The organism is Rhizobium sp. TH2 (assembly GCF_024707525.1).
Classification (GTDB): Bacteria; Pseudomonadota; Alphaproteobacteria; order Rhizobiales; family Rhizobiaceae; genus Rhizobium_E.
This window is the reverse complement of record NZ_CP062231.1, coordinates 2,852,288-2,876,610: the sequence shown is the minus strand read 5'-3', so window position 1 is coordinate 2,876,610 and position 24,323 is coordinate 2,852,288. Positions and strand designations below refer to the sequence as shown.

The following is a 24,323-nucleotide window of genomic DNA, read 5'->3' as shown; positions in this document are numbered from 1 at the left end:
CTCCCCGTTCTTCAGGTTTTTTGCAGCGTACGAAAGCGATGGAAAGAAACAGTGCTGGATTTGCTTACAGTTTTAACGATGTTGTCGATTGGTACACTTGTGCCTCCCTTGGGGGTAGCTATTGCTTTGCAGGAAGAGATGTATTCGAAAGCGGCGGGGGCTTGCCGAAGCGAAGCGAATTTCTGTCTATTCTCTTGATATGGCCTCGGTCTTTTCGAGTTGAAAACTCGCCTTTAGCCGCCAGCATAACAGGTGAACGGATACGTTTTCTGCTTGCCCCACTTCACGCAAGGATCGACACTTAATGGTAATGCGACGTTGCTCGCGTGCGGGCTAGGCGCCTGCTTAGGTGAAGCCAGATATTCTTCGAAAGAAGGTTAGAATATGACCAACACAACGATAGCGGAACATCCTGACTTCGCCCCACTCGTGTCGGTCGTAATCCCTTGCTTCAATCGCATTGTCAAGTTGCGACGCGCCATTGAGTCCGTGTTGCACCAGACCGAGAGCAGCGTCGAGGTCATCATTGTCGATGATGGATCGACGGAGGATGTCCAAGGCGCACTTGCATCGATACAGGACAGCCGATTTCGTTTTGTGCGGCTCGAGGAAAACGGAGGCGCGGCCAAGGCGAGGAACCGGGGCATGGCTGAAGCGCGTGGCAGGTTCCTCGCGCTACTGGATTCCGATGACTGGTGGCTACCGCAAAAGCTCGAAATGCAACTGAAGATAGTCGCTGATCGGCCGGTGTCCGACACGAACTGGCTGGTTTACAACAAGATCGTGGTCAGAACGCTTTGGGGAGATTTTCCCAACCCTCTGCGCGGCTTCGATCCTGATCGGGACGACCTGGCATATTACTTTGTCGTCGAGCGCAATTACATGCAGACGAGCGGGCTGCTGGGGCCGCTGGCATTGTTCAAGAAATATCCCTTCGATGAGCACCTCAAGCGCCATCAGGACTTCGATCTGCTGCTGCGAATGCGAGCCGATAACGTTCGCCTTCTCTATTGCGCGGACGAGAACGTCATCTACGACGACACCGAATATGAAGGCCGGATCAGCAAGGCGTTCCGGCCCGGGCCTACACTCGATTGGATGAGAAAAGCATCCAGGTTCATGAGCCGGCACGTACGTTCTGAACTCTACGTCTATTATCTAGGCGTGAAGATGTTCCGCCACGGTCAGTACTCGGGTGCTTTCTACATTGCCGTAGGGGTTTTGCTCTATCCGCCAATGTTCATCGAGTTGTGCTCGAAAATATCTTCCAAGCTGCGGTCCTGAGATTTATGCACTTTTCAACTTGCGTCGAATCCTGGGAAAATGGTTCTCCGCGAACCAATCCAGCGTGTGCCGAATTCCCGTTTCATAATCCGTCCGGCACCGCCATCCATCGAGGAGGCGCTCGGCAACGGTGAGGTCGGGACAACGGTTGGTGGGGTCCTGTGGAGCCGGCGGACAGTACACCAATTGTGTACCTGGGACTAGGTCGGCAATATATCGTGCCACATCGATCACCGAGATTTCGCGGCCATTGCCTATATTGACCGGGCCGACGTAGTCGAAGTCGCTTTTCCAGAAGAGGCGGGAAAGGCCCTCGATGATATCATCGACATAGCCCCAACTCCGCGACTGCTCGCCGTCACCGTAGATTGTCAGCGGTTCACCCGACAGCGCCTGCGAAATGAAGTTCGACACGGCCCGACCGTCGTCGGGCCGAGTTCTCGGCCCGTAGACGTTGAAAAGCCGCGCGACACGGACATCCAATCCATGAACACGGTTGTTCTCGAACAAGAAAGCTTCGGTACAGCGCTTGGATTCATCATATGACGAGCGGGGGCCGGTGCAATCCACGGAACCGCGATACGATTCCGGCTGCGGCGTAACCAATGGATCGCCATAGACCTCGGATGTGGACGTATAGCAGAAGCGACCGTTTGGCTTGAGCAGTTCTTTCAGGCGGAAAGCACCGATGATATTAGCGGAGATTGTTCGCGTTGGATCGTTTGCGTACCAAACCGGAGATGCCGGTGAGGCGAGATGGAGCACTTCGTCGAACAGCTGATCGCTCCGGAAAGTCTCGACATCGGCGTTCGAAATCTTTACCCGCGGGTCGCGGATATACTTTTCGTTGCCGGCGGAGCCGGTCCAGAGGTTGTCGACAACAACGATCTGCCCAACATCCTGACGCTTAAGCATCGAATTCACAAGATGCGATCCAAGAAAACCAAGGCCGCCGGAAACCAGAACTCTCTTCATTTGACTACCCCTTGAACGAAACACTGGCTCCAAAGGCCCACCTTTATTTCGCTGTTCCGTTTTTTGCTGCGGCGAGGGCATCAACATGCCCAATAGTATCGACTAGCAATTTTCCGTACTTGGCACATTTACTGACTAGTTTCGTCAGGAAACCAGAGCCGTTTGTATTAATCCAATTCAGCGCGGGCTCCATTGGGTTAATATTGGATTTAGCATATAAGACTTTCCGAAATATTGATAGTGTTCCGTTTTAATTGCCGCCGAACGTGGTAAAGATTGGAAGTTACACAAGCATCGCGAGCGTTCTTCGAGTGGGTAGGCCGATGCGGAACAATTCCGTTCTCGCTTTTGAAACCTCGGTTGGCAAGAATTCGGACGATGCTATGAACCGATGGAAATGCGCGCTATTAGAGAACAACCGTCGGATCGGGGTCGTTGGGGGTAGGGTTTGGCAGAACTGATTGAGGAGTCGTTCGGCGAACCGCTCGTGTCGATCATCATTCCCGCCTATAACGCAGCCGCGTTCATCGGCAGGACGTTGGAGAGCGTGCAGGCTCAGACGCATGCCATGCTGGAAATCATCGTTATCGACGATGGCTCTACGGACAATACGCACGATCTGGTCCTGAAAGTAGCCATCGTTGATGCGCGCGTTCGCGTGATATCGACCGCCAACCAGGGTGTCGCCGCCGCTCGAAACAAAGGCGTGGCGGAAGCCGCCGGCGGCTATATCGCTTTCGTCGATGCGGACGATCTGTGGCACCCGAGCAAGATCCAGAAGCAACTCGCCTTGCTTCGCTCGTTACCCGATGAATGGTGCGGGGTCTATGCACTCTACCATTTCATTGATCTGGAAGATCGGATTATCGGGCATGGCGGTTCCCGGGCGCCGGGCGGATACATCTATGCCCGGCACATGTCGTACAAATTCATCGGTAACGGAAGCACCCTGCTGCTGAGAAGGGAGGCAATCGACAGCGTCGGCGGATACGACCCCGGCTATGCGGCCGCAAAAATCGGAGGATGCGAGGATTTGGACTACGAACTCAGATTGTTCGCACGGTACAAGGTCGCGGCAATCGCAGAGCGGCTTGTCGGCTATCGGGTGTATGATGGCAATATGTCGTCGGATCACTCCCGAATGGCGAGATCAATGACGGAGGCCGTGGAGCGGGGAATTCGACGTGGCCCGGCGCTCAGTGACTACGCCAAGGTCAGCGCGCGTGCCTTCGTTCTCGGATACAAGATGATCCAGATGTTGAGATCTCATCGGTTTGGCGCAGCGGCGCGATGTGCGATGACTTTGACAGTGCAGGCACCACTGGTCCTCTTGTACAGGTTGGCCAGCTACGCCAAATTTGTTTCCCTCAAACGTCGCAACGGCAAGCATGCTTCGCCACCAGGGCCACTTTTCCGCAATATGGCCGCCGAACCGGTGCCGCCGCCTCGCGAGCAGTTTTGGGATCGGCGGCGAATGCGATTGCTTGGCGAGGAGGACGCGCGTCTCGAAGCCTCGTTGTTTTCTCGTCATGCCGGCGATCTCTAGCCAACGGGCAAGGTGATCACTCACTAGGTGGCGACCGATGATCATTGTGCCGCCGGATAGGCCGCGCTAAGACAAGTATCATGCGGGCCACCAGGCACGATGTGACGGCGGGACGAAATGCAGCCACAGTTTCAGAATTTTGCGATGATGCGCGTTCTGGCCGCCACGACCGTGATTTTCTCCCATTCCTATCTGATCGCCGATGGAAACGAGAAAGCCGAACCCTTCGTCAGGCTGCTCGGGGAAACCAATATCCTTGGCATCTACGGTGTGTTCGTATTCTTTTTCATCAGCGGCTTTCTCGTTACACGCAGTGCTGCGTCGAGCAGCAGCGTCGTGTCTTTCGCCGTCAAGCGCGTGCTGCGGATCTATCCGGCCCTGATCGTGTGTTGCCTGCTCTCCGCGGGCATTCTCGGATCGATCTTCACATCGGTCGCACTCAGCGACTACTGGAGTTGGCTTCTGCCGTTGCGCTACACGGTCAAAACCGCGATGTTACCCTTCACTGGCTGGCAAGTGCCGACCGTATCCTTTCCGTCCTTCGGGCCGCATACGCTTAATGAGGGGATGAATGGTTCGCTCTGGACCATCAGCCAGGAACTCTATGCCTATCTGATCGTCGCGATCCTTCTCTTCCTAGGATGGCTGAATTTCAGGGTTATCGCCGGGATTGCCGCAGTCCTGGCGTTGGTGGGTGTGGCCATCCACTTTACCGGGTCTGCGAATCTGCCGTCGCAGATCGCGGAATTCGTGATCGTCGTCCCGTACTTCTTCGCTGGATCCCTCGTTTACTTCGTCCGCGAACGATGGGGGTTGAGCGGACGTCTGGCAATCGCGATATGCATCCTGATCCTGCTTTCGGGATTTACCGGCTATTTCATGCTTGGTTTTCTCCTCGCCGCCTACCCGGTGCTCTGGTTCGCAACTACGGATAAGATCCAGTTGCCGGCTTTGGAGAAGGTTGGTGACATATCTTACGGCCTCTATCTTTACGGGTGGCCGTTGTTGCAGGCGACACGAGTGATCCTCGGTGACTACTCGACACCACTGTTGCTATTTCTCGTCGCCTGGCCGACGACGGCGGTGCTCGGCTATCTGTCGTGGCATCTTCTCGAAAAGCGCGCACTCGCATTGGCGCCAACACTGAGTGCAAGGCTTTCGCAAGGAGGAAAGGCTTTCCGCCGAGGCAGAACGCCGGAAGTTCCTTAGCTCCAACGAATTGTTGATTGATCAGGTGGACGTCCCTGAGCGCGTCACGCAGGCCATGATGAGAACTGCGTTTCGTGCGTCCTGCCCGCTGTGAAATTCCGTCTTCAGGTCACGCAGGCCCAAGCCATGCAGCATGGCAACCGCGGCAGCCGTGCTTCCGTAGGGCACAATTTCGATGGTGCTGCTCGCAAGATTGCCCGCGAGAAGTTCGCGGACACCGCCTTCGGTGAAGCGCCAGAGATCCGCTTGATCCAGGCTTGGCATCAGCGCCGGAAAGGAAATGATAAGGGAGCCGCCCGGCCGCAGCAGTGATAACAGGATGCTCAGGCTGACCGCGACATCGGGTTGGTACTGAATGACGTCAATTGCGATCACGCAGTCGAAGAGTCCGCCACCGGGTGCCGCGAAGTCCTTGTCTAACGCACTCCTGCCCGGGGCAACGCTCACCGACCTGGTGTCTTTCCCGAAACGTCTGGTCTGCGCGGAGTCCCCGAACTCGAGAACGTCGCCGGTAATGTGATCCTCCTGAAGCTGGCAGAAGGCCCTTGCAAAGTGTCGATCGATGGCTTGTCCGTGAACGTACTCGATCTCCTGCAGCGGAATGCGACGTTGTAGATAACCCCAGCGCACGAAGCCCGCACGTGGCGCACGGTTGCGAACGTGGAAGTTCCAGGCTTGGGCAGCAATCAGGATCGGTTGCTTGACCATCTGCTTAAAAGCCCACAGATGGCGCCATAGGCGATGAAATTGCGGAGACTGGAATTGCAAGCGTGCATGCCGCAGTGCCCGCACCAGGCGCTTCGAAGGCGGGGTGGCCGATGCGACATACTGTTCCGCGCGTTCGAGCAAACGTCGTTCCGGCTCGCCGCCCTCCGACCAATCCCCGGCTTTGAAGGCTGCTTCGAAACTCAGCGAATACGTATCATCGGGGGCGACGCGATATTTTGCCCAGATCCGGTCAGCCGCATAGATCTTGGCAACGAGAAATGCCTTCACGAAGAAGACCACGTCATCGTGGAGGAACTTGAAATCCGGATCGCATGCTCCCGATCGCTCAAGCAGAGCTCTCCGGAACATCATGGCCGACGGATAGGGGGTTACCTCATCCACGCCGCGCGCCGTTTGGCGCAGGATCACTTCGAGAAGACGCCGCGCGTCCTGCGGCGTATCAGGTGGAATTCCCAGCACTGACGTGTATTTCTTCAAGGCATCGCGCGGTTTGCCGGTCCAGGAGTACCAGAATTCGACCTTGCCATAGACGATATCGACTTCCGGGTGGGCGGCCATAAGTGCGACCTGCTCGGCGAGTTTTTCCGGCAGCCAGACATCGTCGGCATCCAGCATTGCGATGAATTCGCCCGTCGCCGCCGAAAACCCGACATTGCGCGCGATGCTTTTGCCGAGGTTGGCACGGCCGGGATGTTCGAGAATATGAACACGTTCCGGATATCTGGCGGCAAATGCTTCAGTGATCGACCGGCTGTTGTCGGTGGAGCCATCGTCTACCAGCACAAGCTCCCAGTTCAACCACGTCTGCGCAGCGACACTTTCGAGAGCGTCGCTGATATAGCGATCGGCGTTGTAGAAGATCACGATGCAGGAAACGAGGGGTTGTTCAGCAGGTGCCATCTTGATCTTCGCCTATCCGCTCGCCTGGTTTCGGATACGGTCGGCAAGACGCCGGCAGCGGCCATAGGTTCCGGTCAGCCCGATAATCGCGCCCACGAACTGTTGCAGCAGCAGGGGTCTCGGCATGTCCGCCGGTTCGTGGCGGAGATCGACCAGTTGCCGGAGCATCGATCTGATCCACCAGTATATGAACTGCCGCGCCTTGTTCCGCATCAGCGGGTCGGTGTCCCGCATCTTGGTGAGAAAGGCCATGCAGCCCGTTCCCCAGCTGCGTCTGATCTGCCGGCGAAGGCCTTCCATGTCGGGCCTGTGCTCGTGCCTGATCAGCATCTGGGGTTCGTAGACAAGCGCGTGGCCGCTTCGAACAATGCTGTAGAGCGCGTCCAGATCACCGCCGCCGGGTAGGGGGGCGCCCATATCAAGCGCGACGTCAAATCCGCCAAGGTCGCGCATGACATCCACGCGGAAGGCCATGTTGCAGCCGTTGCCGAAAATGGTGGTGCAGGGATAGAGTGGATCGGACCGATGCTGCTCGCGGAAGACGACGGGCAAAAAGCCCTTCCGGAAACCGCCCATCTTCTCAACCGTGATCTGTGCCTCGGTCGCGAGTGCGTAAGGCAGCGTCTGGCCGGTAAAGGCGCCGGCAGCCGGCTCCAGAGCCCAGGCCTGTCGCAGGCCGTTCAACCAATTGACGTCGGCCACGGCGTCATCATCGATGAAGGCCAGGATTTCGCCCCTGGCTTCTGCTAGGGCCCGGTTGCGCGCGAAATTCAGTCCGATCTGCTTTTCGAGGACGTAGCGAACTCCCGGAAAGGACAGGGCGACCTCACGCGTTTCCTGCGTGCGCGATGCATTGTCCACAACAAGTACGTCGGGCTGTTCAGATCCCTCGGGGAGGGCGAGCCTGGAAATTGACGTCAGGCACCGCGCGAGAAGATCCGGATGATCCTTGGTGCAGATGACGATGGTGGTCGAAGGCATGGAGCGCCCGGACTGGGCACTCACGACAGGCTGCTCCAGACACGCCGTTTCGATATCACGCTTGACCCAGGCCTGTATTTGATCGGCGGTCAATGTGCTACCCGCCGCGACCGGCCCCATCAGAAACCCGACCGGGCGTGGTCCCCGCCTGACGTCGATGGCAATGCCCGAGCAATTCTCTGGAAGCGTGAGCGATATGGGTGCCTCGAAGTCGAATTCCCGGATAGCGTATTGCATTGCTATCCTTCTCTCGGTGAATCTAGGTGCGTTCCATCCGTTTTCGTTATCGTCCAATCCAGCCGGGGGCGGATCGCGCCGTGCCACGCTTCGAACCAGCCATGCCGGCCATTGCCGCTATCGAGCAGCTCGCAGCCCATTACCCGTGTGAACTGGTGAACCAGTTCCTCGCCTTCATGCACCTCGAGCGTGAGATAGATCGGCCCATTGTTCATCAGATCGGCGGGAACCACACATCGTTCCTTGTAGAAACCCACGTCGCGGAGCGCACGCTTGTCCCAGCTTCCCACATCAAACAGCAATAGTCCCTCGGCGTTGTGGACCAGCCAGGTGATATCGAGATCCGCCGAAGGTACTCCATTCCAGTACTCGACTTCGAAGACGAAAGGTTGGCCGATGGTGATAGGCTCGCTCGGGTCGCCGCCAAGTGGAGTAATCGCCACCCGCCGAAGACGGAGGCGGTCGTCTCCGGGAGCTGTTTGCGGGTCGTGCCAGGTGCGCTCCGACCAGCCTTTCATGGACGACGATTGGCGCAGGTAGGCATTGAGAACCTCGTCGGTAGGTCCGTCTTTTGTCAGTCTGCCGTTTTCAAACCACAGCGTTCTCTCGCAAAGAGCTTGCACGGCCGTGAGGTTGTGGCTGACAAAGATCACGGTGCGCCCGCTTCGGGACACCGTCGACATGCGCTCAATGCATTTCTTCTGGAAATTCACATCGCCGACGGCGAGCACCTCATCGACCAGCAGGATCTCGCTTTCGAGGTGAGCGGCAACGGCAAAGGCGAGCCGCATATACATGCCGCTCGAATAATGCTTCACGGGCAGGTCGATGAACGACTCGATGCCCGCAAAGGCGACGATCTCGTCGAATTGACGTGCGATGTCGGATTTGCTCATCCCCAGGATGATGCCGTTGAGGAATATGTTGTCGCGGCCGTTCAGTTCCGGGTGAAAGCCCATGCCGACTTCAAGGAGCGATCCCACTCTGCCCGTGAACGACACCCGTCCCTTGGTGGGTGTGGTAATTCGAGACAATATCTTGAGGAAGGTGCTTTTTCCGGCGCCGTTGTTGCCGACGACGCCAACGATTTCACCGCGTTTGATCGAAACGCTCACATCCGAGAGGGCCCAGATGCCTTTTTCAGCCGCCTGTGCGGGCATCCGGCCGCGAAAAAGCGCTTTGCCCGCATTCGTCAGAGTCTCGGACAAGGTGTTCCAGGACCCCCTGCTATATTGCTTTGACACGGACTCGACCTCGATCGCCGTGTCCACCCCAAGTCCGGGCTTAGATGACATCAGCAAACCGACTCTCCATGCGGCAAAATGTAAGAACCCCTACTGTGAGCATCAGAAAGGCGGAAACCGTGGAAATTGCAATTGCCTGCCATGGGTCGGTCGCTGCTCCCGCCGCCCAATGGAAGCCTTCGAGAACACCGGTCATCGGATTGAGTGCGAGCAGCCAATGAACCGGACCAGGGAACAAACTAAGAGGATAGACCACCGGAGAAGCAAAAAACCAGGCCTGCGCCAGAAAAGGAACTATGTGTTTTACGTCCCTGTAGACCACATTTACCGCGGCTAGAAAAAAGCCGGCGCCGCACGCGGCGACAAATGCAATCAACGTGAGGGGTACGAGCAGGAGTATTCTCCAGCTCGGCTCGACGCCGTACCAGGCAAGAATGACCAGCATCAGTACGAAGGAAACCAGGAGATCCACGAGGTTCGACAGAATGATCGCCGAAGGAATTGCAAGACGGGCAAAATAGGTCTTTGAGACAAGATCGGCGTTGTTGACCACGCTTGTCGAGGCATTGAGCGCCCCGTTGATAAAGAAGGTCCAGATAATTAGCCCGGATATTATGAAGGCGGGATAAGGCAGGCCGTCGGACGGAAGGCCGGCAAATCGGCCGAAAATGACGGCGAAGAGCACCAGCGAAATTATGGGCTGAAGCAAGATCCATGCGACGCCGAGAAACGTTTGGCTATAGCGGACCTTGAGGTCACGCCATGCAAGGAAGAAAACGAGCTCCCGCGAAGCCAGAAGCTCCGTGACCGCAAACGCCGCGGACTTGCCCGCGGGCGTGATAACAATCGTGCCGGGGTCGGAAGGCGGTCGCACCCACGACTCAAAAAATGACCTGCCGAATGGCATAATTGTTTTCCCATGGCATTCGCCTGACAGGAAGGTACCAAGCAATCCGGTGGCCGTCAAAGGCAGAGGCATTTTACACTGAAATAATCAATGTTTACCTTAATGCCGCAGCCAAGCTTTTCCGAACTGGTTCGACTTGACGATCTGTGCTTACTTATTGAAACGTTGGGACAGCGACGCAACTATGAAAAGCAGCTTGGTCACGAAAATTCGTGAAGACTTGCAACTGGAGACGTAGATGGCAACCGGATCGAAAAGAAGTCTCTTTGCAAGAATCCGGGGGCGATTGATCAGGGAATTCTGGGCGCGCTACATCTCGATGCTACCTGTTTCGCCACTGAGCGCCGGTGGTGGCTTTGAGCGCGGAAACCCGATCGACCGGCTGTATATCGAGAGATTTCTTGAGCAGTACAAGGATCGAGTCCGGGGGCGAACCCTGGAGGTCGGCGACGACTCCTATACCAGGACGTTCGGAGGTGACAGGGTGGCGCAGGCTGATGTCCTCAATGTCACTGCTTCCCCAGAGGTGACGATCGTCGGTGATCTCAGCCGTATCGAAACCCTGCCGGCCGAGGCCTTCGATTGCATGATCCTCACCCAGGTGATTCAATATATTCACGAGCTTCCCACCGCCGTGCGAACGATCCACCACGCGCTCAAGCCCGGCGGCACTGCTTTGATCACTGTGCCGGCGGTCTCGCACATCGTGGCCGATCACTGGCGCGACCGCTGGCAGTGGCTTTTCACCGCAAACTCGTTGGGCGACCTCTTCGCGCCGACTTTCGGCAGGGAGAATGTCATCGTGCAATCGCACGGCAATTGCTTCGCGGCGACCACATTCTTCTACGGCCTCGCCCAGAAGGACGTCAGCAGACGCAAGCTGGAGCCGTTCGATCCCAGCTATCCGATCGTTGTGACTATGGCGGTTCGAAAGAGCGGCGGCGATGTCGTCTGAGAGCGCGGGCACCGTCGCCGTGGCCATCGCGTGTTATAATCACGGGCGATTCCTGGCCGAGGCGATCGAGAGTGTGCTCGCCCAGATCTGTCCGGCAAACGAGATCATTGTCGTCGATGATGGTTCCGCAGATGAAACCGAGGTGGTTGCGAAGAAATATTCGACGGTCACGTATGTGTGGCAGGCCAATCAGGGGCTTTCGAGTGCGCGCAACACGGGCGCGCGCCACGCCCGATCCGACTATATTCTGTTCCTCGATGCCGATGATCTGCTTCTTCCGAATGCGATCGCTGACAGTCGCGCGTGCCTTGAGGCAAATCCAACAGCCGCCTTCGTGTCCGGGGGCCATCAGATGATCGATGCGAAGGGCGCGGAGTTGACGCGCATTCCCACTCGTCTTGACCGGGAGGGACACGTGGGCTTGCTGGCGGGCAATCATATCGCAATGCATGCGACAGTGCTCTACAGGCGCCAATTGCTGCTGGACGCCGGCGGCTTCGACGAAAGTCTGCGCGCATGCGAGGATTACGATGTCTACCTTCGCCTTTCCCGCCAATACCCGATTGCCGCCTATGACTCGATCTCGACGAAGTATCGGCGTCACGAAAGCAACATGACGGGAAACCCCGCCCATATGCTGCGATACGCAAAGGCGGTTTTGCAAAAACACCGGCCAGCCGCCGGAGACGATCCAACGCTTGAGAAGGCGTGGAGAACTGGCTGGGATTTCTTCGAGGATTTTTACGGCCGCGAACTTGCCAGACTCTCGCTCCGTCGCCTTGCCCGACCGTCGACCATGGGGCTTGGGCTCAAGAGCCTGACGTCCGGATTCGAGGTCGACGATCATTTCGGCCGAAGGCTCGCGATGACCGTGAAGTCGGCTATTTCCTCGAGAGTCAGGCGATTTGCGTCCCGGCGGAGTTCAACGCCTTGAACAGCCACCTTTCAGGAAAGCTCAAAGTCCTTGCCGGTCGCGCATGGCGAAAATTGGGGCTGCCCCAGCCCCAGCGTCCGGCGATCCTGATGTACCATCGCATCGCCATCGCCGCCGGCGACCCGTGGGACCTCTGTGTTTCACCGGATAACTTCACGTCACAACTGCAGGCTCTGAAACGACGTCGATGCGTACTTTCTCTACCGGAGTTTGCCGCGAGACACGCCGACGGAAGCCTGCCCGGCAACGCCGTGGCCATTACCTTCGACGACGGTTATGCCTGCAATGCCGAGATCGCGGCGCCCTTGCTGGTCGAGGCCGGGCTGCCCGCAACAATATTTCTCTGCACCGGCATGATCGACGCGTCGCGCTGGTTCTGGTGGGATGCGCTCGAGGAAATTGTGATGACCCATGCAGGCAGCACCCTGCAACTCGATGCCGAGACCGAACCAGTGCAACTCGGGCCTATCGATGCGTCCGAGGTTCGTCGCCGGTGGCGCGCATTCATTACACAGCCCACGGCGCGCCAAGCCGCCTATATTGCTCTCTGGTCCCGCCTGAAGTTCATGAGCGAACCGGATCGCCAGGCGGCGATGATCAGCCTTCATACGCAATCCGGTGTTTCCGCCAATGCGCCTGTCGCGGCGCGATCCATGAGCCTCACTCAAACTCGCGTACTGGCGAGTCGGCCCGGGATCGAGATCGGTGCCCATACGGTCACACATCCGGCGCTGGGCGAAATTTCGTCGGATGCGCAGCGCCTGGAGATCACGACAAGCAAGGTTGCCTGCGAAGGCATGATAGGCAGACCCGTCGTATCGTTCGCCTATCCCTATGGCAGTCACACCGCCGAGACGGCCCGTCTGGTGCGAGAAGCGGGTTTGATGCAAGCCTGTACCACTATCGCCGAACCAGTATCGGCAACTTCGGATCGCTCGACACTGCCGCGTTATCAGGTACTCGACTGGTCCGGAGATGTTCTTGTTCGCAAGCTCGGTCTGTAAGCCCGGGACGTGCAAATTTAAGTATCCCATCCGCCCTGCGGCCAGCCGACTGTCCATGGTTCCGTTCGATCGCTTGCCCTCTCCTTCCCCGAAGTCGGCGAGGCGAGATCTGCCTTCACGCTGAACTTCCAGCCGCGGCAGGGCGGGGTCGCATGAGAGTGTCCCGTACCCTCATGATCGGGCGCTCCATGCAGTACCAGGACAAAATTGCGATGGTCACGGTGACCGCCGTCACGCACAAGAAGCGCAGCGCCGTTGGCTCCGACTGTGAAGGCAGGTATCGGTAGAGCGCCGCGATCGCCATGACATGGTACAAATAGAGGCCGAAACTGATCCGGCCCAGGAAAACCATGGGTGCCCACTTCAGTATGTAGAAATCGCGACCCGAGGCAACGGTGTTGATGAGATGAACCAGCGGGTAGAGCCCGGCAAGCTCCCCCAAGGACCAGACGGACCAGAAAACATGCATGTTGGGGATGTCCAGCACTGCAAGCCAGAGGCTCGCTCCCAGCAAGCCAAGCGAAACCATCCAGTTCATTCGGGGGCCTTGAGCGTCCCGGCTTCTCGCAATCGCCAGCAGCGATCCGACCGCGAGTGCGTCCCAGGAAGCGGGGGGCAGCACATGGACCCAAAGCACATACGGTCCCATGGCGATGACAACGATTCTGTATAGCAATGAAAGTGCTATGAAGCCCCAGCAGAGAGTGCCGTAATGGGTCTTTGGCACAACGAAGATCAACAGGGGCCATAGAAGATAAAACTGCTCCTGGATGCAAAGCGACCACATATGCCCCAGTATCCACGGCTCCCAGTTGTTCACCCAGGCAAAGAGAAAATTGGTCGTGAATGTCACATGCCAAAGCCAGGTGTCCCGGACATCCGCAACATTGAAATACAGAACCACACCGAGCATCAGGAAGTAGGGAGGAAACGTCCTCAACACTCTGCGGACGTAGAAGGAAAACAGGGCGCTTTGCCGTCTGAAATCGACCTTGTCCCGCGCGCGAATGAGCATCGCCGTGATGAAGAAACCGCTGAGAACGAAAAAGAAACGCACTCCGAGATGGCCGAATGGCAGTTCCAGCGCGTCCAGCCAGCTATGATCGGCGATGATCACCAAAACCGGCAGCGCTCTCAAGCCGTCCAGCGCCAGCGATCTCATCTCATTGCGCTCCCACACCAGCACCCGCCCGCTGCCCAGAATTCATCGTATGCCGATGAATCCCCCACCTTTTTGTGCCAAAAGGCGGATTTGAAGCAAGATATCAGAAGCTTATCGTATTGTTTCTCTCAAGTCTAAGGCGAGATGAAAATATGGTATACTTGCGTCCGTTGTTTCGCCTTCGCCAGTCGATTTCGAAATTGAATTCCACTTCTGGGGTGATTGTCATCTGCCCTCAATCTCGAGCGGACGACGTCCATTGATCCCCTTCCTTGACACTGTTTTGGCGCCTCCATATGGTTTCTGAACCAAATGGTCAAAAAACAGGGGATCAATCACATGACCAATGAAATCATGATTTCACGCCGTGCGGTCATCGCTTCGGGCATCGCGCTCGGGGTCAGTACGCTCGCTCCGTTCGCGCGGGCGGCGACGCCGCTCAAGGTGGCTGGCATCCATGCCTCGCCGGTCGAAAATGCCTGGAATTCCTGTCTTCATGCGGCACTTCAGGATGCGGCCAAGGAAGGCGTGATCGAGTATGTCTTCTCCGAGGGCGTTTCCGGCACCGACTATCCGCGTGCCATGCGCGAATATGCCGAGCAAGGCAACAAGCTGATCATCGGCGAGTCCTATGCGGTGGAAAAGGAAGCGCGCCAAGTGGCGGCGGATTATCCCGACACATCCTTCGTGTTGGGTTCCAGCGGCAACGAGGAAGGCTCGAACTTCGGTGTCTTCGGCACCTGGAACCATGATGGCGCCTATCTCGCCGGCATGCTCGCGGGCAAGATGACCAAATCGAACGTGGTGGGTTCGGTCGGTGCGATCCCGATCCCCGAGGTCAACATGTTGATCAACGCCTTCGCCGAGGGTGTGAAGGCAGTCAACCCGGATGCCAAGCACCTCGTCGCCTTCATCGGTACGTTCTTCGATCCGCCCAAGGCGCGCGAAGCGGGTCTTGCCCAGATCGATGCCGGCGCCGACATCCTGTTCGGCGAGCGTATCGGCACGGCGGACGCCGCAAAGGAACGCGGCATCAAGTCGGTCGGTTCGCTGATCGATTATTCGCCGCGTTACCCCGACACCGTTTTCGCCAACGCCCTCTGGGGTTTCCGCCCGATCCTGAACGCGGCCATCGCCGATGCGCAGGCCGGCAAGCCGGTCGGCAAGAATTACACGCCCTTCGGTCTGATGAAGGAAGGCGGCAGCGACATCGCTTACGTCAAGGGCGTGGCACCGGCAGATGCAGAAGCCGCGATGGAAGCCAAGCGCGCCGAAATCAAGGCCGGTACATTCGAGGTTCCCAGGAACATGGAAGAGCCGAAGTAATTCGGCCCTGTCATGATCCAAGATGCCACTGCGCTTGCCAGGGCGATCAGAAGGGGAACCTCAAGCGCAGCCGATGCGATGCAGGCGTCCCTCGATGCCGCTGCCCTGCATGAAGCCCTGGGTGCGATTGCCCATCTCGACTCCGGGATGGGCATGGCTGCCGCGCGGGCAATGGATGATGAACGCAGAGCCGCTCCCGGTCGTTTTGCCAACCGCGTCTTCGGCGGCGTGCCCACGTTGGCCAAGGATCTCGGCGGGCCGTTTACGGGTCTGCCGGTTACGGCGGGATCACGGTTGTTCAAACGGACAGGCGGCGAGGCGGATTCCGATCTGGCGAGCCGCTTTCGGGATGCCGGCTTTTGCCTGTTCGGGTTGACCACGAGCCCCGAATTCGGCCTGTCGCTGGCGAGCGAGCCGGCAATCGGTCCGATCTGCCGCAACCCGCTTGATCCCACGTTGACGGCGGGCGGCTCCTCTGGCGGTGCGGCGGCGGCCGTCGGAGCAGGTATCGTCTCAATCGCACACGCAACGGATGCCGGCGGATCGATCCGCGTGCCTGCGGCTTGCTGCGGGCTGGTAGGTCTCAAGCCCAGCCGTGGCGCGATGCCCGCGGGGCCATCCTTCGGCAATCATCTCGGCGGCATCGCCAGCGAATTGGCAGTGACCCGATCGGTGCGCGATACGGCTGCCATTTTCGACGCTCTGAGCGGACAGGTGCGTGGGCCGTTTGCCGATGTTGCGCTGATGCCTCCCAACGGTCGGAAGCTGAGGATCGGGGTCCTCGCCGAGGCTGGCGCGGCCTATCCGACATCGAGCGAGCGGAGCGGTGCCGTGGAAGCCGCAGCAAAGAGCCTCGAAGCCGGCGGCCACAGTTTGGTGTCCCTGGCATGGACCAATTTCGAACCCATGATATCGGCTAGCGGCAAAGTCTTCGGCGACATTGTTTCGGTCAATCTCGCGGCCTTGGTGGATTCGCTCGGGCTCGATATAGTCCGGGCGGAGACTCTCACGCGGGCTTTCGTGATGCGCGGACGTGATATGATCGGCACATCGCTCTGGGACGCGCTGAACGCGGGCGTGCTGGTCAGCCGCGACCTCTGGCAGCTCTTCGATCGCGTCGATGTGATTCTGACGCCCATGCTGTCCTCGCCGCCGCTGCCGATAGGTTCATTCCCATCCGACCACGGAGATGTAGACCTTCATCTCGAACGCATGACGGCTTTTGCGCCGCTCGCGTCGCTTGCCAACATTTCTGGGTTTCCGGCGATCACGTTGCCCTTTGAATCGGATGCCGACGGCCTGCCGTTGCCGATCCAGATCATGGCGCCGATGAGCCAGGAGCCGCTGCTTCTCGCGCTTGCCGAAAGGCTGGAGTCGGAAGGGCGCTGGCAGCACAGGTTTCCAGTTGCGGGGTTGGCTGCATGAGCACACCGGTTCTCGAGATTTCAGGCGTCAGCAAGCGGTTCGGCGACAATCTCGCCAACAACGATATTTCCATGTCGCTTGCCAAGGGTGAGATCGTTGCGTTGCTCGGCGAAAACGGTGCCGGCAAGACGACGCTGATGAGCATCCTGTTCGGCCATTACGTGCCGGATGCAGGGCGTGTCCTGGTCGATGGCGAGGAACTGCCGCCGGGCCGGCCGCGCGCCGCTATCGGCGCTGGCGTCGGGATGGTTCACCAGCATTTCTCGCTGGCGCCCAATCTCACCGTGCTCGAGAATGTGATGACCGGCACGGAGAAGCTCTGGAAGCTGGGATCCGGCACGGCGGCAGCGCGGAGGAAGCTCACCGGCATTGCCGAACGCTTCGGCCTCAAGGTTGATCCCGATGCGCGGCTCGGCGACCTCTCGGTCGGCGAACAGCAGCGGGTCGAAATCCTGAAAGCGCTCTACAACGATGCCCGCATCCTGATCCTCGATGAGCCGACGGCGGTGCTGACCAATATCGAAGCGGAGCGCCTGTTTGCAACGCTCAAGGAGATGGCGCGGCAGGGTCTGTCGCTGATCTTCATCTCCCACAAGCTCCATGAAGTCATGGCCGCTGCCGATCGCATCGTCGTGCTGCGCGGCGGAAAAGTGGTAGCCGAGCGCAAGGCAGCCGAGACCAGCAAGGCCGAGCTTGCCGAACTGATGGTTGGGCATCGTGTAACCCGCCCCGTGCGTGAGCCTTCCACGCCCGGTGCCGTGGTGCTCGAAGCGGCCGATGTCTGCCTGCGCATCGACGGCGTCGAGCGGTTGAAGAATGTCAGCTTCCAGCTTCGCGAGGGCGAAGTGCTGGGTATCATCGGCATTTCGGGAAATGGCCAGGCTCCGCTCGCGCAATTGTTGTCGGGCACACTGGCGCGAAGTTCGGGTGACTTGATGCTCTACGGACATCCGATCGGCAATCTCGGCGTGGCGGAGGTCGTGGAGGCCGGTATCGGCCGCATTCCCGAGGATCGCAACGGCGAGGGCGCGATCGGCGAAATGGCGATCTGGGAGAATGTCGTGCTCGAACGGCTTGCCGCCTATTCCAAGAACGGGTTGGTGGATCGAAGAGCGGGCATGGCCTTCGCGAGAGACATCATCGATCAATTTGATGTGCGCGGCGGCAATCCCGCCAGCCGTACGCGTCTGCTCTCGGGCGGCAATATGCAGAAGCTGATCCTTGGCCGCAATCTGTCGCAGCGTCCGCGCATCCTGATCGCGGCCCAACCGGCGCGCGGGCTGGATGAGGGCGCCGTCGCGGCGGTCCATGCGCGCATTCTCGAAGCGCGACGGCAGGGCACCGCCGTGCTGCTGATCTCGGAGGATCTCGACGAGGTCATTTCGCTCGCCGACCGCATCCAGGCGATTGTTGGTGGCAGGCTGTCGCCGCCGGTCGATGCCGAACATGCCGATGCCCGCAGGCTGGGCCTGATGATGTCGGGCGACTGGAGCCATGCGACGGAGGCCGCCCATGCGCCTTGAACGTCGCGAGCAGCGTCCGCTCTGGCTGATGATCGGCGCTCCGGTCCTCGCCATAATTGCCGCTCTCGCACTGTCCGGCATATTGATCGCCATCGCCGGCGCGCCGGTTTTCGAAGCCTATCGGCGCATCCTGATCGGCGCCTTCGGCTCGCGGCTGTCGGCCACCGAAACGTTGACGCGGGCGACGCCGCTGATGTTGACCGGCCTTGCGGCGGCCGTGGCTTTCCGGGCGCGGCTGTGGAATATCGGCGCCGAGGGCCAATTCTATTTGGGGGCGATCGCGGTCGCCGCCTTCGGCTCCAAGCTTCTCGCGGGTCTGCCCGCGCCGATCTTGATCCCGCTGCTTCTGGTGATCGGGGCGATGGCCGGCATGGTGCTGATCCTGATCCCGCTCTGGCTGCGCCTGCGCTTTTCGGTCGATGAGGTCGTGACCAGCCTGCTGATGAATTTCATCGCGGTGCTTTTCGTCTCGATGCTGATCGATGGCGTGCTGAAGGACCCGCTGGCCTTCGGCTGGCCACAATCGCAACCGGTGGCCGATCACGCGATGCTGCCGAAGCTGATCGCGCGATCGCGGCTGCATATCGGGCTCGCCATCGCCGTGGTGCTCGCCGTGATCGTCTATCTCATCCAGTCACGCACGGTCTTCGGCATGCAGTCGCGCGCCGCGGGGCTCAATCCGCAAGGTGCCGTGTTTGCGGGCGTGCCGCTCGGCAGGACGCTGGTCAAGGTTGCCTGCCTGTCGGGCGGACTTGCCGGTCTCGCTGGTGCCATCGAGGTCATGGGCGTCAAGGGCTATGTCACGACCGATCTTTCGCCCGGCTTCGGCTATGCCGGCATCGTCGTCGCCATGCTCGCCAATCTCAACCCGATCGGCGTGGTGTTTGCGGCACTTTTCACGGCCATCATGTTCGTCGGAGCCGATGGCATGAGCCGCAGCCTCGGCATTCCCACCTATATCGCCGACGTCACCGTGGCGCTGTCGCTGCTGACCATGCTGGTGGCGCTGTTCTTCACCCAATACAGGATCCGCCGATGAGCGTGTTGTTCGACATTCTCGCTTCCGCCGGGCTCTGGGCCGCGATCCTCAGGATCGCAACGCCGCTGATCTTCGGCACGCTCGGCGCATTGCTCTGCGAACGCGCCGGCGTCCTCAATCTCGGCATCGAGGGCATCATGACCTTTGGCGCGATGATCGGCTGGCTCTCGGTCTATCATGGCGCCGATCTCTGGACGGGACTGCTGGTCGCGGCGATTGCCGGCGGGATTTTCGGCGTGCTTCATTCGGTGCTGACTGTCACGCTCGGCCTTTCCCAGCACGTGGCGGGACTGGGCGTGACGCTGTTTGCCTCAAGCTTCAGTTATTATGTCTTCCGCCTGATCGTGCCGGTCGCGGGTACGCCGCCGACGATCGTGCCGTTCCAGCCGATCGATGTTCCGTTCCTGTCATCGCTACCGTTTCTTGGCCCCGCGCTCTTCACCCAGACCGCGCCGACCTATCTGGCGATCGTGGTGGCGCTGATCCTCGCATATGTTATCTTCCGCACGCCTGTTGGCCTGGCAATCCGCATGACCGGCGAGAACCCGCATGCGGCCGAAGCACAGGGCGTCAACCCCATGAAAGTGCGCTATGGCGCGGTGATCGTCGGAAGCGCGCTGATGGCTGTGGGTGGAGCATTCCTCACGCTCTCGGCCTTCAACAGCTTCTTCCCCACCATGGTGCAGGGGCGTGGCTGGATCTGCATCGCGCTCGTCGTCTTCGCATCCTGGCGGCCGGGCAGGGCGCTGTTTGGCGCGCTGCTCTTCGCCTTCTTCGATGCGTTCCAGCTTCGCCTGCAAACAGCTGTTGAAGGCGTGCCCTACCAGATATTCCTGATGACGCCCTACATCCTGTCCATTGCAGCACTCGCCGTCATGGCGCGGCGTGCCCGCGTACCACAGGCGTTGATGCAGCCCTACCGGCGCGGCGAGAGATAATCCCAAGGAGAGTTCCATGTTCGACCTGATCATTCGCGACGCAAACCTTCCCGATGGCCGGACGGGCATGGATATCGGCATATCAGGCGGCAAGATCGATGCAATCGAGAAGTCCATCGCAGCCGACGCAGGCGAGGAAATCAGCGCCACTGGCCGGCTTGTTACGCCGCCGTTCGTCGATCCTCATTTCCATATGGACGCGACGCTGTCGCTCGGCCTGCCGCGGATGAATGTCTCGGGCACGCTGCTCGAAGGCATCGCGCTCTGGGGCGAACTCCGGCCGATCGTGACGAAGGAGGAACTGGTCGAGCGCGCGCTGCGCTATTGCGATCTGGCGGTCACCCAAGGCCTGCTCTTTATCCGAAGCCATGTCGATACGTCCGATCCGAAGCTCGTCACGGTCGAAGCGATGATCGAAGTGCGCGAGCGGGTGAAGCCATATATCGACCTGCAACTCGTGGCCTTCCCGCAGGACGGCTATTATCGCGCTGCGGACGGCATCGCGTCCCTTAACCGCGCGCTCGACATGGGCGTCGATATCGTCGGCGGCATTCCGCATTTCGAGCGCACGATGGATGAGGGCGCTGCCTCGGTCGAGGCTCTCTGCCGCATTGCCGCCGATCGGGGCCTGCCGGTCGACATGCATTGCGACGAGACCGACGATCCGATGTCCCGCCACATCGAGACGCTCGCCGCCGATACCATTCGCTTCGGGCTGCAGGGCCGGGTGGCCGGCTCGCATCTCACCTCGATGCACTCGATGGACAATTATTACGTCTCCAAGCTCATCCCGCTCATGGTTGAGGCCAGGATCAATGTGATCCCCAATCCGCTGATCAACATCATGCTGCAGGGCCGGCACGACACCTATCCCAAGCGGCGCGGCATGACGCGGGTGCGTGAACTGATGGACGCCGGGCTCAATGTGTCCTTCGGGCATGATTGCGTCATGGATCCCTGGTATTCGATGGGCTCCGGCGATATGCTCGAGGTCGGCCACATGGCGATCCATGTCGCGCAGATGGCCGGCATCGAGGACAAGAAGAAGATTTTCGACGCGCTGACGGTCAATTCCGCCAAGACCATGGGCCTTGAAGGCTATGGCCTGGAAAAGGGCTGCAATGCCGATCTGGTCATCCTTCAGGCGTCGGATGTGATCGAGGCGCTGAGACTGAAGCCGACCCGGCTGGCGGTCGTCAAGGGCGGCAAGGTCATCGCCAGATCCGCGCCGCGCATCGGCGAACTCTTCCTCGACGGCCGGCCAAAAAGCATTGACGGCGGGCTTGATTACATCCCGATCAAGGCCTGAGGCAGGGCTTTATCGGGTCAGTGTCACTACCGGACGGCGCTCGTTTTTTCCGGCCTCGTCCATTTCATAACTATAGTCTTCCAGCATTTCGAGCGCCCGTTCGGTTGCCTCGATCTGCTTCCTGGCTTCCAGCACGGCCTTGGTGATCGCCTCGATCCGCGCCTTCAGCATGTAGCCGAGAATATCGGTCGCCGGCCGCGTCGCGATCCTGTCGAGATGCCGGCCGACGCGGGCACCGTGGCCTTCCATCTCGGCGGCATGGAAGCGCGCCTTGCGGATATCGTTCAGAAGCGTTGCGCGCATCCGCTCAAGCGGATCGAAAGTGCCGGGCTCGCGCTCATCGAGCACGATGTCGTTGACCAGTTTCTCGATCACCATCAGGCCCTGGAGATCGCGGGGATCGGCGAGTTCGGGATCGTAGCCGGTAGCATCGAAGACCTTGCGGCGGAGCGGATCGAGCAACAGGTCCTGCGCCTTCCGGGCCAGCACGAAGGCATCCGCGTCGCCACCTGAGTCGGGATGGGCGGATTTTGCAAGGCGCCGGTAGGCGGCCTTGATCGCCACATCATCCGCATCGCGGCTCACGCCCAGTGTGTCGTAGGGATCAATCATGCCTCCATGTAACCCCGGCAGGAATCGTTGTCCACACGTGGCCGTTTCAGGCCGGCCGATAGACCCGGTTTGCAGTGTCGTGGAAAACGTCCGTCAACGCCTTTGGACCGTGCTTTTCGACGGCGGCCTTGTGCGCCGCGAGAACGGAAGCATAGGTCGTCCAAAGCTTCTCGATCGGAAAGTTCGAGCCGAACATCAGCCGGTCGCTTCCGAGAATCTCCACGCCGCCATCGATGACAAGCGCAATCAGCGCCGGATCGTTGCGATGGCCGAACGTGCCGAGGCCTGAAAGCTTCGCGGAGAGGTTCGGCAGGGTGGCAAAATGAGCCAGGCCCTCTTTCCACGACGCTACCGTCTCGGGACGGTCATCGGTCAGCATGCCGCAATGGGTGAGGATGAAATCAGTCTTCGGGTTTTCGGCGACAAGTTCGGCGCCTGCGCGCATCTGCGCAGGAAAGAGTTGCAGGTCGAAGGAATAGTCGTAATCGTTGAGGCGCGAAACATTGCGGCGGACGGCCGGATCGAGCACCTGTTCGGGGTTCGGCGCGAAGCGGTATTCCGGCACGTCGTGCCAATGAAGCTGCATCCGCACGCCGCGCACCAGCGGATAGGCTTTGAGACGATCAAGCTGAGGGCGCACGTCTTCCAGCGTCATATCGGCATAGCCGACGATGGCATGTGGCCACCCGGTTTCCTTGGCGGTGTCGCTGACCCAGGCGACCTCCTTCTCGAAATCGGTCTTGGCCCAATTGGTCTGCACATAGACCGCCTTGGTGATATCGAGCCCGTCGAGTTCGCCCAGATATTCCGCGATCGGGTAGTCTCGGCGGATCGGTTCATAGGGTCCGAAGATGCGCGGCACCATTGGCCCGTTCAGCCAGGGAAGATCGTCGCGGCGCCAGATGTGGAAGTGGGAGTCAATGACTGAAGGCATGGGCTTTCTCCTTCCAGACGGCTGAGGCGCGGGGCGCCGGCCGGTCGAGGGTGAGCATGAAGCGGGCGATGGCATGGGCCGACGAGCCATCGACCAGGTCGTCGAGCCAGGGAAGCACGGCCGCGAGCGCTGCCGTTTCCGGCCGGAATCTGCTGTCGCCGGCAAGAGGCGTCGCTAGGGAAAGGCGATGGGCGAGATGAGAGAGCCGGCGCATCGAGCTTTCGAATTCCGCATGGCCGCCGCGTTCGAGGCCATCGGAGGCGATCACCACGAGTGCCCCTCGTGCCATGGCCGCAAAGCGGGGGATGGCGAGGAAGGCCTTGAGGGCGGGGCCGATGCGCGTGCCGCCGTTCCAATCATCGACGGCGGTCGCGGCGCGGGCGAGCGCAACCGTCCGGTCCTGCGCACGGAGTGCCGTCGTGATGCGGCTCAACCGTGTGCCGATAGTGAATATCTCGGTGCGTGGAATGGCCTGAATCGTGGCATGGGCAAGTGCCAGCAATTCGTCGGTATGGCCGCTCATCGAGCCGGATATGTCGATGAAGATCAGCGGGCGGCGCACCACCTCCTGGCGCCGGCGCAGGCGCGGTACGGCGAGGTCGCCTTCGGCACGGACGATATCGCGAAGCGAGCGGCGGAGATCGATCGCGCCATTCGAGTGGACACGAAGCTGTCGGAAGGAATGCCGGCGGGGCAGGGCATCGGCAAGCGCGCGCCGGAATGCGCCGAGGCCGATATCCGTTTGATCGAAATCGCGGGTAGAAAGCCTTTCAAACGCTGAAGCTTTGGCGCCACCTTGCTCCTGCTCCAGCGCGACCTCTCCCTGCGGCTCATGGCCTTCACGGTCGTTGACTGTGGTTTCGTCTTCCGTGGAATCCTGAAGCGCTGCTGCCCGCACCTCGCCGAAGAAGATGGCGCGGAAGAGGGCTTCGAACGCGCCCATTCGCTCGATTGGCGGCGCCAGCGTGGCGATGGCCGCATGGCGAATGTGCTCCATGCCGCGAGGCCCGAGCAGGGTGATGGCGGAGAGGAATGTCTCGGTTTGGTCAGGCGAGACGGCGAAGCCTTGGCGACGGAGTGCATGGACGAAGTCGAGGAATGGCGCGCATTCGCGGGGCAGGAGGGTTAGCGGCATATGCAAGCCTCCCGC

The 24,323-nt window shown here is 59.8% G+C and carries 21 protein-coding genes; 12 read left to right on the top strand and 9 right to left on the bottom strand.

Going from position 1 to position 24,323, the window contains the following annotated elements; genetic code table 11:
- Nucleotides 1–384 precede the first annotated feature (384 nt).
- The gene (locus IHQ71_RS14340; protein ID WP_258162637.1) at nt 385–1,284 is read left to right on the top strand and encodes a glycosyltransferase family 2 protein; all 900 of its coding nucleotides are present in this window, start codon (nt 385–387) and stop codon (nt 1,282–1,284) included.
- Between the two features lie 3 nt (nt 1,285–1,287).
- Here the strand turns inward: IHQ71_RS14340 and IHQ71_RS14335 are convergent, their stop codons facing one another.
- A complete protein-coding gene (locus IHQ71_RS14335; RefSeq protein ID WP_258162636.1) occupies nt 1,288–2,259 on the bottom strand; it encodes an NAD-dependent epimerase/dehydratase family protein in 972 nt (323 codons plus the stop codon).
- Nucleotides 2,260–2,707: 448 nt separating this feature from the next.
- Here IHQ71_RS14335 and IHQ71_RS14330 point away from each other — a divergent pair, with 448 nt between their 5' ends.
- Together IHQ71_RS14330 and IHQ71_RS14325 are read left to right on the top strand one after the other, a co-directional pair.
- Nucleotides 2,708–3,805, top strand: a complete 1,098-nt coding sequence (locus IHQ71_RS14330) for a glycosyltransferase family A protein (protein ID WP_258162635.1) — start codon at nt 2,708–2,710, stop codon at nt 3,803–3,805.
- A 144-nt stretch (nt 3,806–3,949) separates the two neighbouring features.
- Complete coding sequence (locus IHQ71_RS14325; protein WP_258162634.1) at nt 3,950–5,014, top strand: acyltransferase; 1,065 nt, start codon at nt 3,950–3,952, stop codon at nt 5,012–5,014.
- Nucleotides 5,015–5,035: 21 nt separating this feature from the next.
- Here IHQ71_RS14325 and IHQ71_RS14320 read toward each other — a convergent pair whose 3' ends face one another.
- The 4 genes from IHQ71_RS14320 to IHQ71_RS14305 form a co-directional block, all read right to left on the bottom strand.
- Nucleotides 5,036–6,643 carry a glycosyltransferase family 2 protein gene (locus tag IHQ71_RS14320; RefSeq protein ID WP_258162633.1) on the bottom strand — a complete coding sequence of 536 codons (1,608 nt, stop codon included), beginning with the start codon at nt 6,641–6,643 and terminating at the stop codon, nt 5,036–5,038.
- Between the two features lie 12 nt (nt 6,644–6,655).
- Complete coding sequence (locus tag IHQ71_RS14315) at nt 6,656–7,861, bottom strand: glycosyltransferase family 2 protein (protein WP_258162632.1); 1,206 nt, start codon at nt 7,859–7,861, stop codon at nt 6,656–6,658.
- A 2-nt stretch (nt 7,862–7,863) separates the two neighbouring features.
- Entirely contained in the window at nt 7,864–9,069 is a 1,206-nt protein-coding gene (locus tag IHQ71_RS14310) for an ABC transporter ATP-binding protein (protein WP_258162631.1), read from the bottom strand.
- A gap of 76 nt (nt 9,070–9,145) precedes the next feature.
- Nucleotides 9,146–10,012 (bottom strand): ABC transporter permease, encoded by an 867-nt coding sequence (locus IHQ71_RS14305; RefSeq protein WP_258162630.1) that lies wholly within the window; start codon nt 10,010–10,012, stop codon nt 9,146–9,148.
- Between the two features lie 238 nt (nt 10,013–10,250).
- Here IHQ71_RS14305 and IHQ71_RS14300 point away from each other — a divergent pair, with 238 nt between their 5' ends.
- From IHQ71_RS14300 to IHQ71_RS14290, 3 genes are all read left to right on the top strand, one after another.
- Nucleotides 10,251–10,967, top strand: coding sequence for a class I SAM-dependent methyltransferase (locus IHQ71_RS14300; RefSeq protein WP_258162629.1), 717 nt, complete (start codon nt 10,251–10,253; stop codon nt 10,965–10,967).
- Between the two features lie 73 nt (nt 10,968–11,040).
- Nucleotides 11,041–11,901, top strand: a complete 861-nt coding sequence (locus IHQ71_RS14295) for a glycosyltransferase (RefSeq protein WP_374989995.1) — start codon at nt 11,041–11,043, stop codon at nt 11,899–11,901.
- Complete coding sequence (locus IHQ71_RS14290; RefSeq protein WP_258162627.1) at nt 11,898–12,905, top strand: polysaccharide deacetylase family protein; 1,008 nt, start codon at nt 11,898–11,900, stop codon at nt 12,903–12,905. The genes IHQ71_RS14295 and IHQ71_RS14290 overlap by 4 nt, the downstream gene beginning before the upstream one ends.
- A gap of 115 nt (nt 12,906–13,020) precedes the next feature.
- Here the strand turns inward: IHQ71_RS14290 and IHQ71_RS14285 are convergent, their stop codons facing one another.
- Nucleotides 13,021–14,067 carry an acyltransferase gene (locus IHQ71_RS14285; RefSeq protein WP_258162626.1) on the bottom strand — a complete coding sequence of 349 codons (1,047 nt, stop codon included), beginning with the start codon at nt 14,065–14,067 and terminating at the stop codon, nt 13,021–13,023.
- Between the two features lie 339 nt (nt 14,068–14,406).
- Between IHQ71_RS14285 and IHQ71_RS14280 the strand changes: the two genes are divergently transcribed.
- From IHQ71_RS14280 to IHQ71_RS14255, 6 genes are read left to right on the top strand one after another with little or no spacing between them, the layout of a single operon-like run.
- On the top strand, nt 14,407–15,393 hold the full coding sequence (locus IHQ71_RS14280; protein WP_258162624.1) for a BMP family protein: 987 nt from the start codon (nt 14,407–14,409) through the stop codon (nt 15,391–15,393).
- 12 nt (nt 15,394–15,405) lie between these two features.
- Nucleotides 15,406–16,818 (top strand): amidase, encoded by a 1,413-nt coding sequence (locus IHQ71_RS14275; protein WP_258162623.1) that lies wholly within the window; start codon nt 15,406–15,408, stop codon nt 16,816–16,818.
- The gene (locus IHQ71_RS14270) at nt 16,815–18,341 is read left to right on the top strand and encodes an ABC transporter ATP-binding protein (protein ID WP_258162622.1); all 1,527 of its coding nucleotides are present in this window, start codon (nt 16,815–16,817) and stop codon (nt 18,339–18,341) included. Before IHQ71_RS14275 ends, IHQ71_RS14270 begins: the two co-directional genes overlap by 4 nt.
- Nucleotides 18,331–19,380, top strand: coding sequence for an ABC transporter permease (locus IHQ71_RS14265; protein ID WP_258162621.1), 1,050 nt, complete (start codon nt 18,331–18,333; stop codon nt 19,378–19,380). Before IHQ71_RS14270 ends, IHQ71_RS14265 begins: the two co-directional genes overlap by 11 nt.
- Entirely contained in the window at nt 19,377–20,318 is a 942-nt protein-coding gene (locus IHQ71_RS14260) for an ABC transporter permease (RefSeq protein WP_258162620.1), read from the top strand. Before IHQ71_RS14265 ends, IHQ71_RS14260 begins: the two co-directional genes overlap by 4 nt.
- Nucleotides 20,319–20,334: 16 nt before the next feature.
- Nucleotides 20,335–21,627, top strand: coding sequence for an amidohydrolase family protein (locus IHQ71_RS14255; protein WP_258162619.1), 1,293 nt, complete (start codon nt 20,335–20,337; stop codon nt 21,625–21,627).
- Nucleotides 21,628–21,636: 9 nt separating this feature from the next.
- Here the strand turns inward: IHQ71_RS14255 and IHQ71_RS14250 are convergent, their stop codons facing one another.
- The 3 genes from IHQ71_RS14250 to IHQ71_RS14240 are packed head-to-tail and all read right to left on the bottom strand — an operon-like array spanning nt 21,637 to nt 24,308.
- Nucleotides 21,637–22,239, bottom strand: a complete 603-nt coding sequence (locus tag IHQ71_RS14250; RefSeq protein WP_258162618.1) for a J domain-containing protein — start codon at nt 22,237–22,239, stop codon at nt 21,637–21,639.
- A gap of 46 nt (nt 22,240–22,285) precedes the next feature.
- Nucleotides 22,286–23,173 carry an amidohydrolase gene (locus tag IHQ71_RS14245; RefSeq protein WP_258162617.1) on the bottom strand — a complete coding sequence of 296 codons (888 nt, stop codon included), beginning with the start codon at nt 23,171–23,173 and terminating at the stop codon, nt 22,286–22,288.
- A complete protein-coding gene (locus tag IHQ71_RS14240) occupies nt 23,157–24,308 on the bottom strand; it encodes a VWA domain-containing protein (RefSeq protein ID WP_258162616.1) in 1,152 nt (383 codons plus the stop codon). Before IHQ71_RS14240 ends, IHQ71_RS14245 begins: the two co-directional genes overlap by 17 nt.
- Nucleotides 24,309–24,323: the final 15 nt, after the last annotated feature.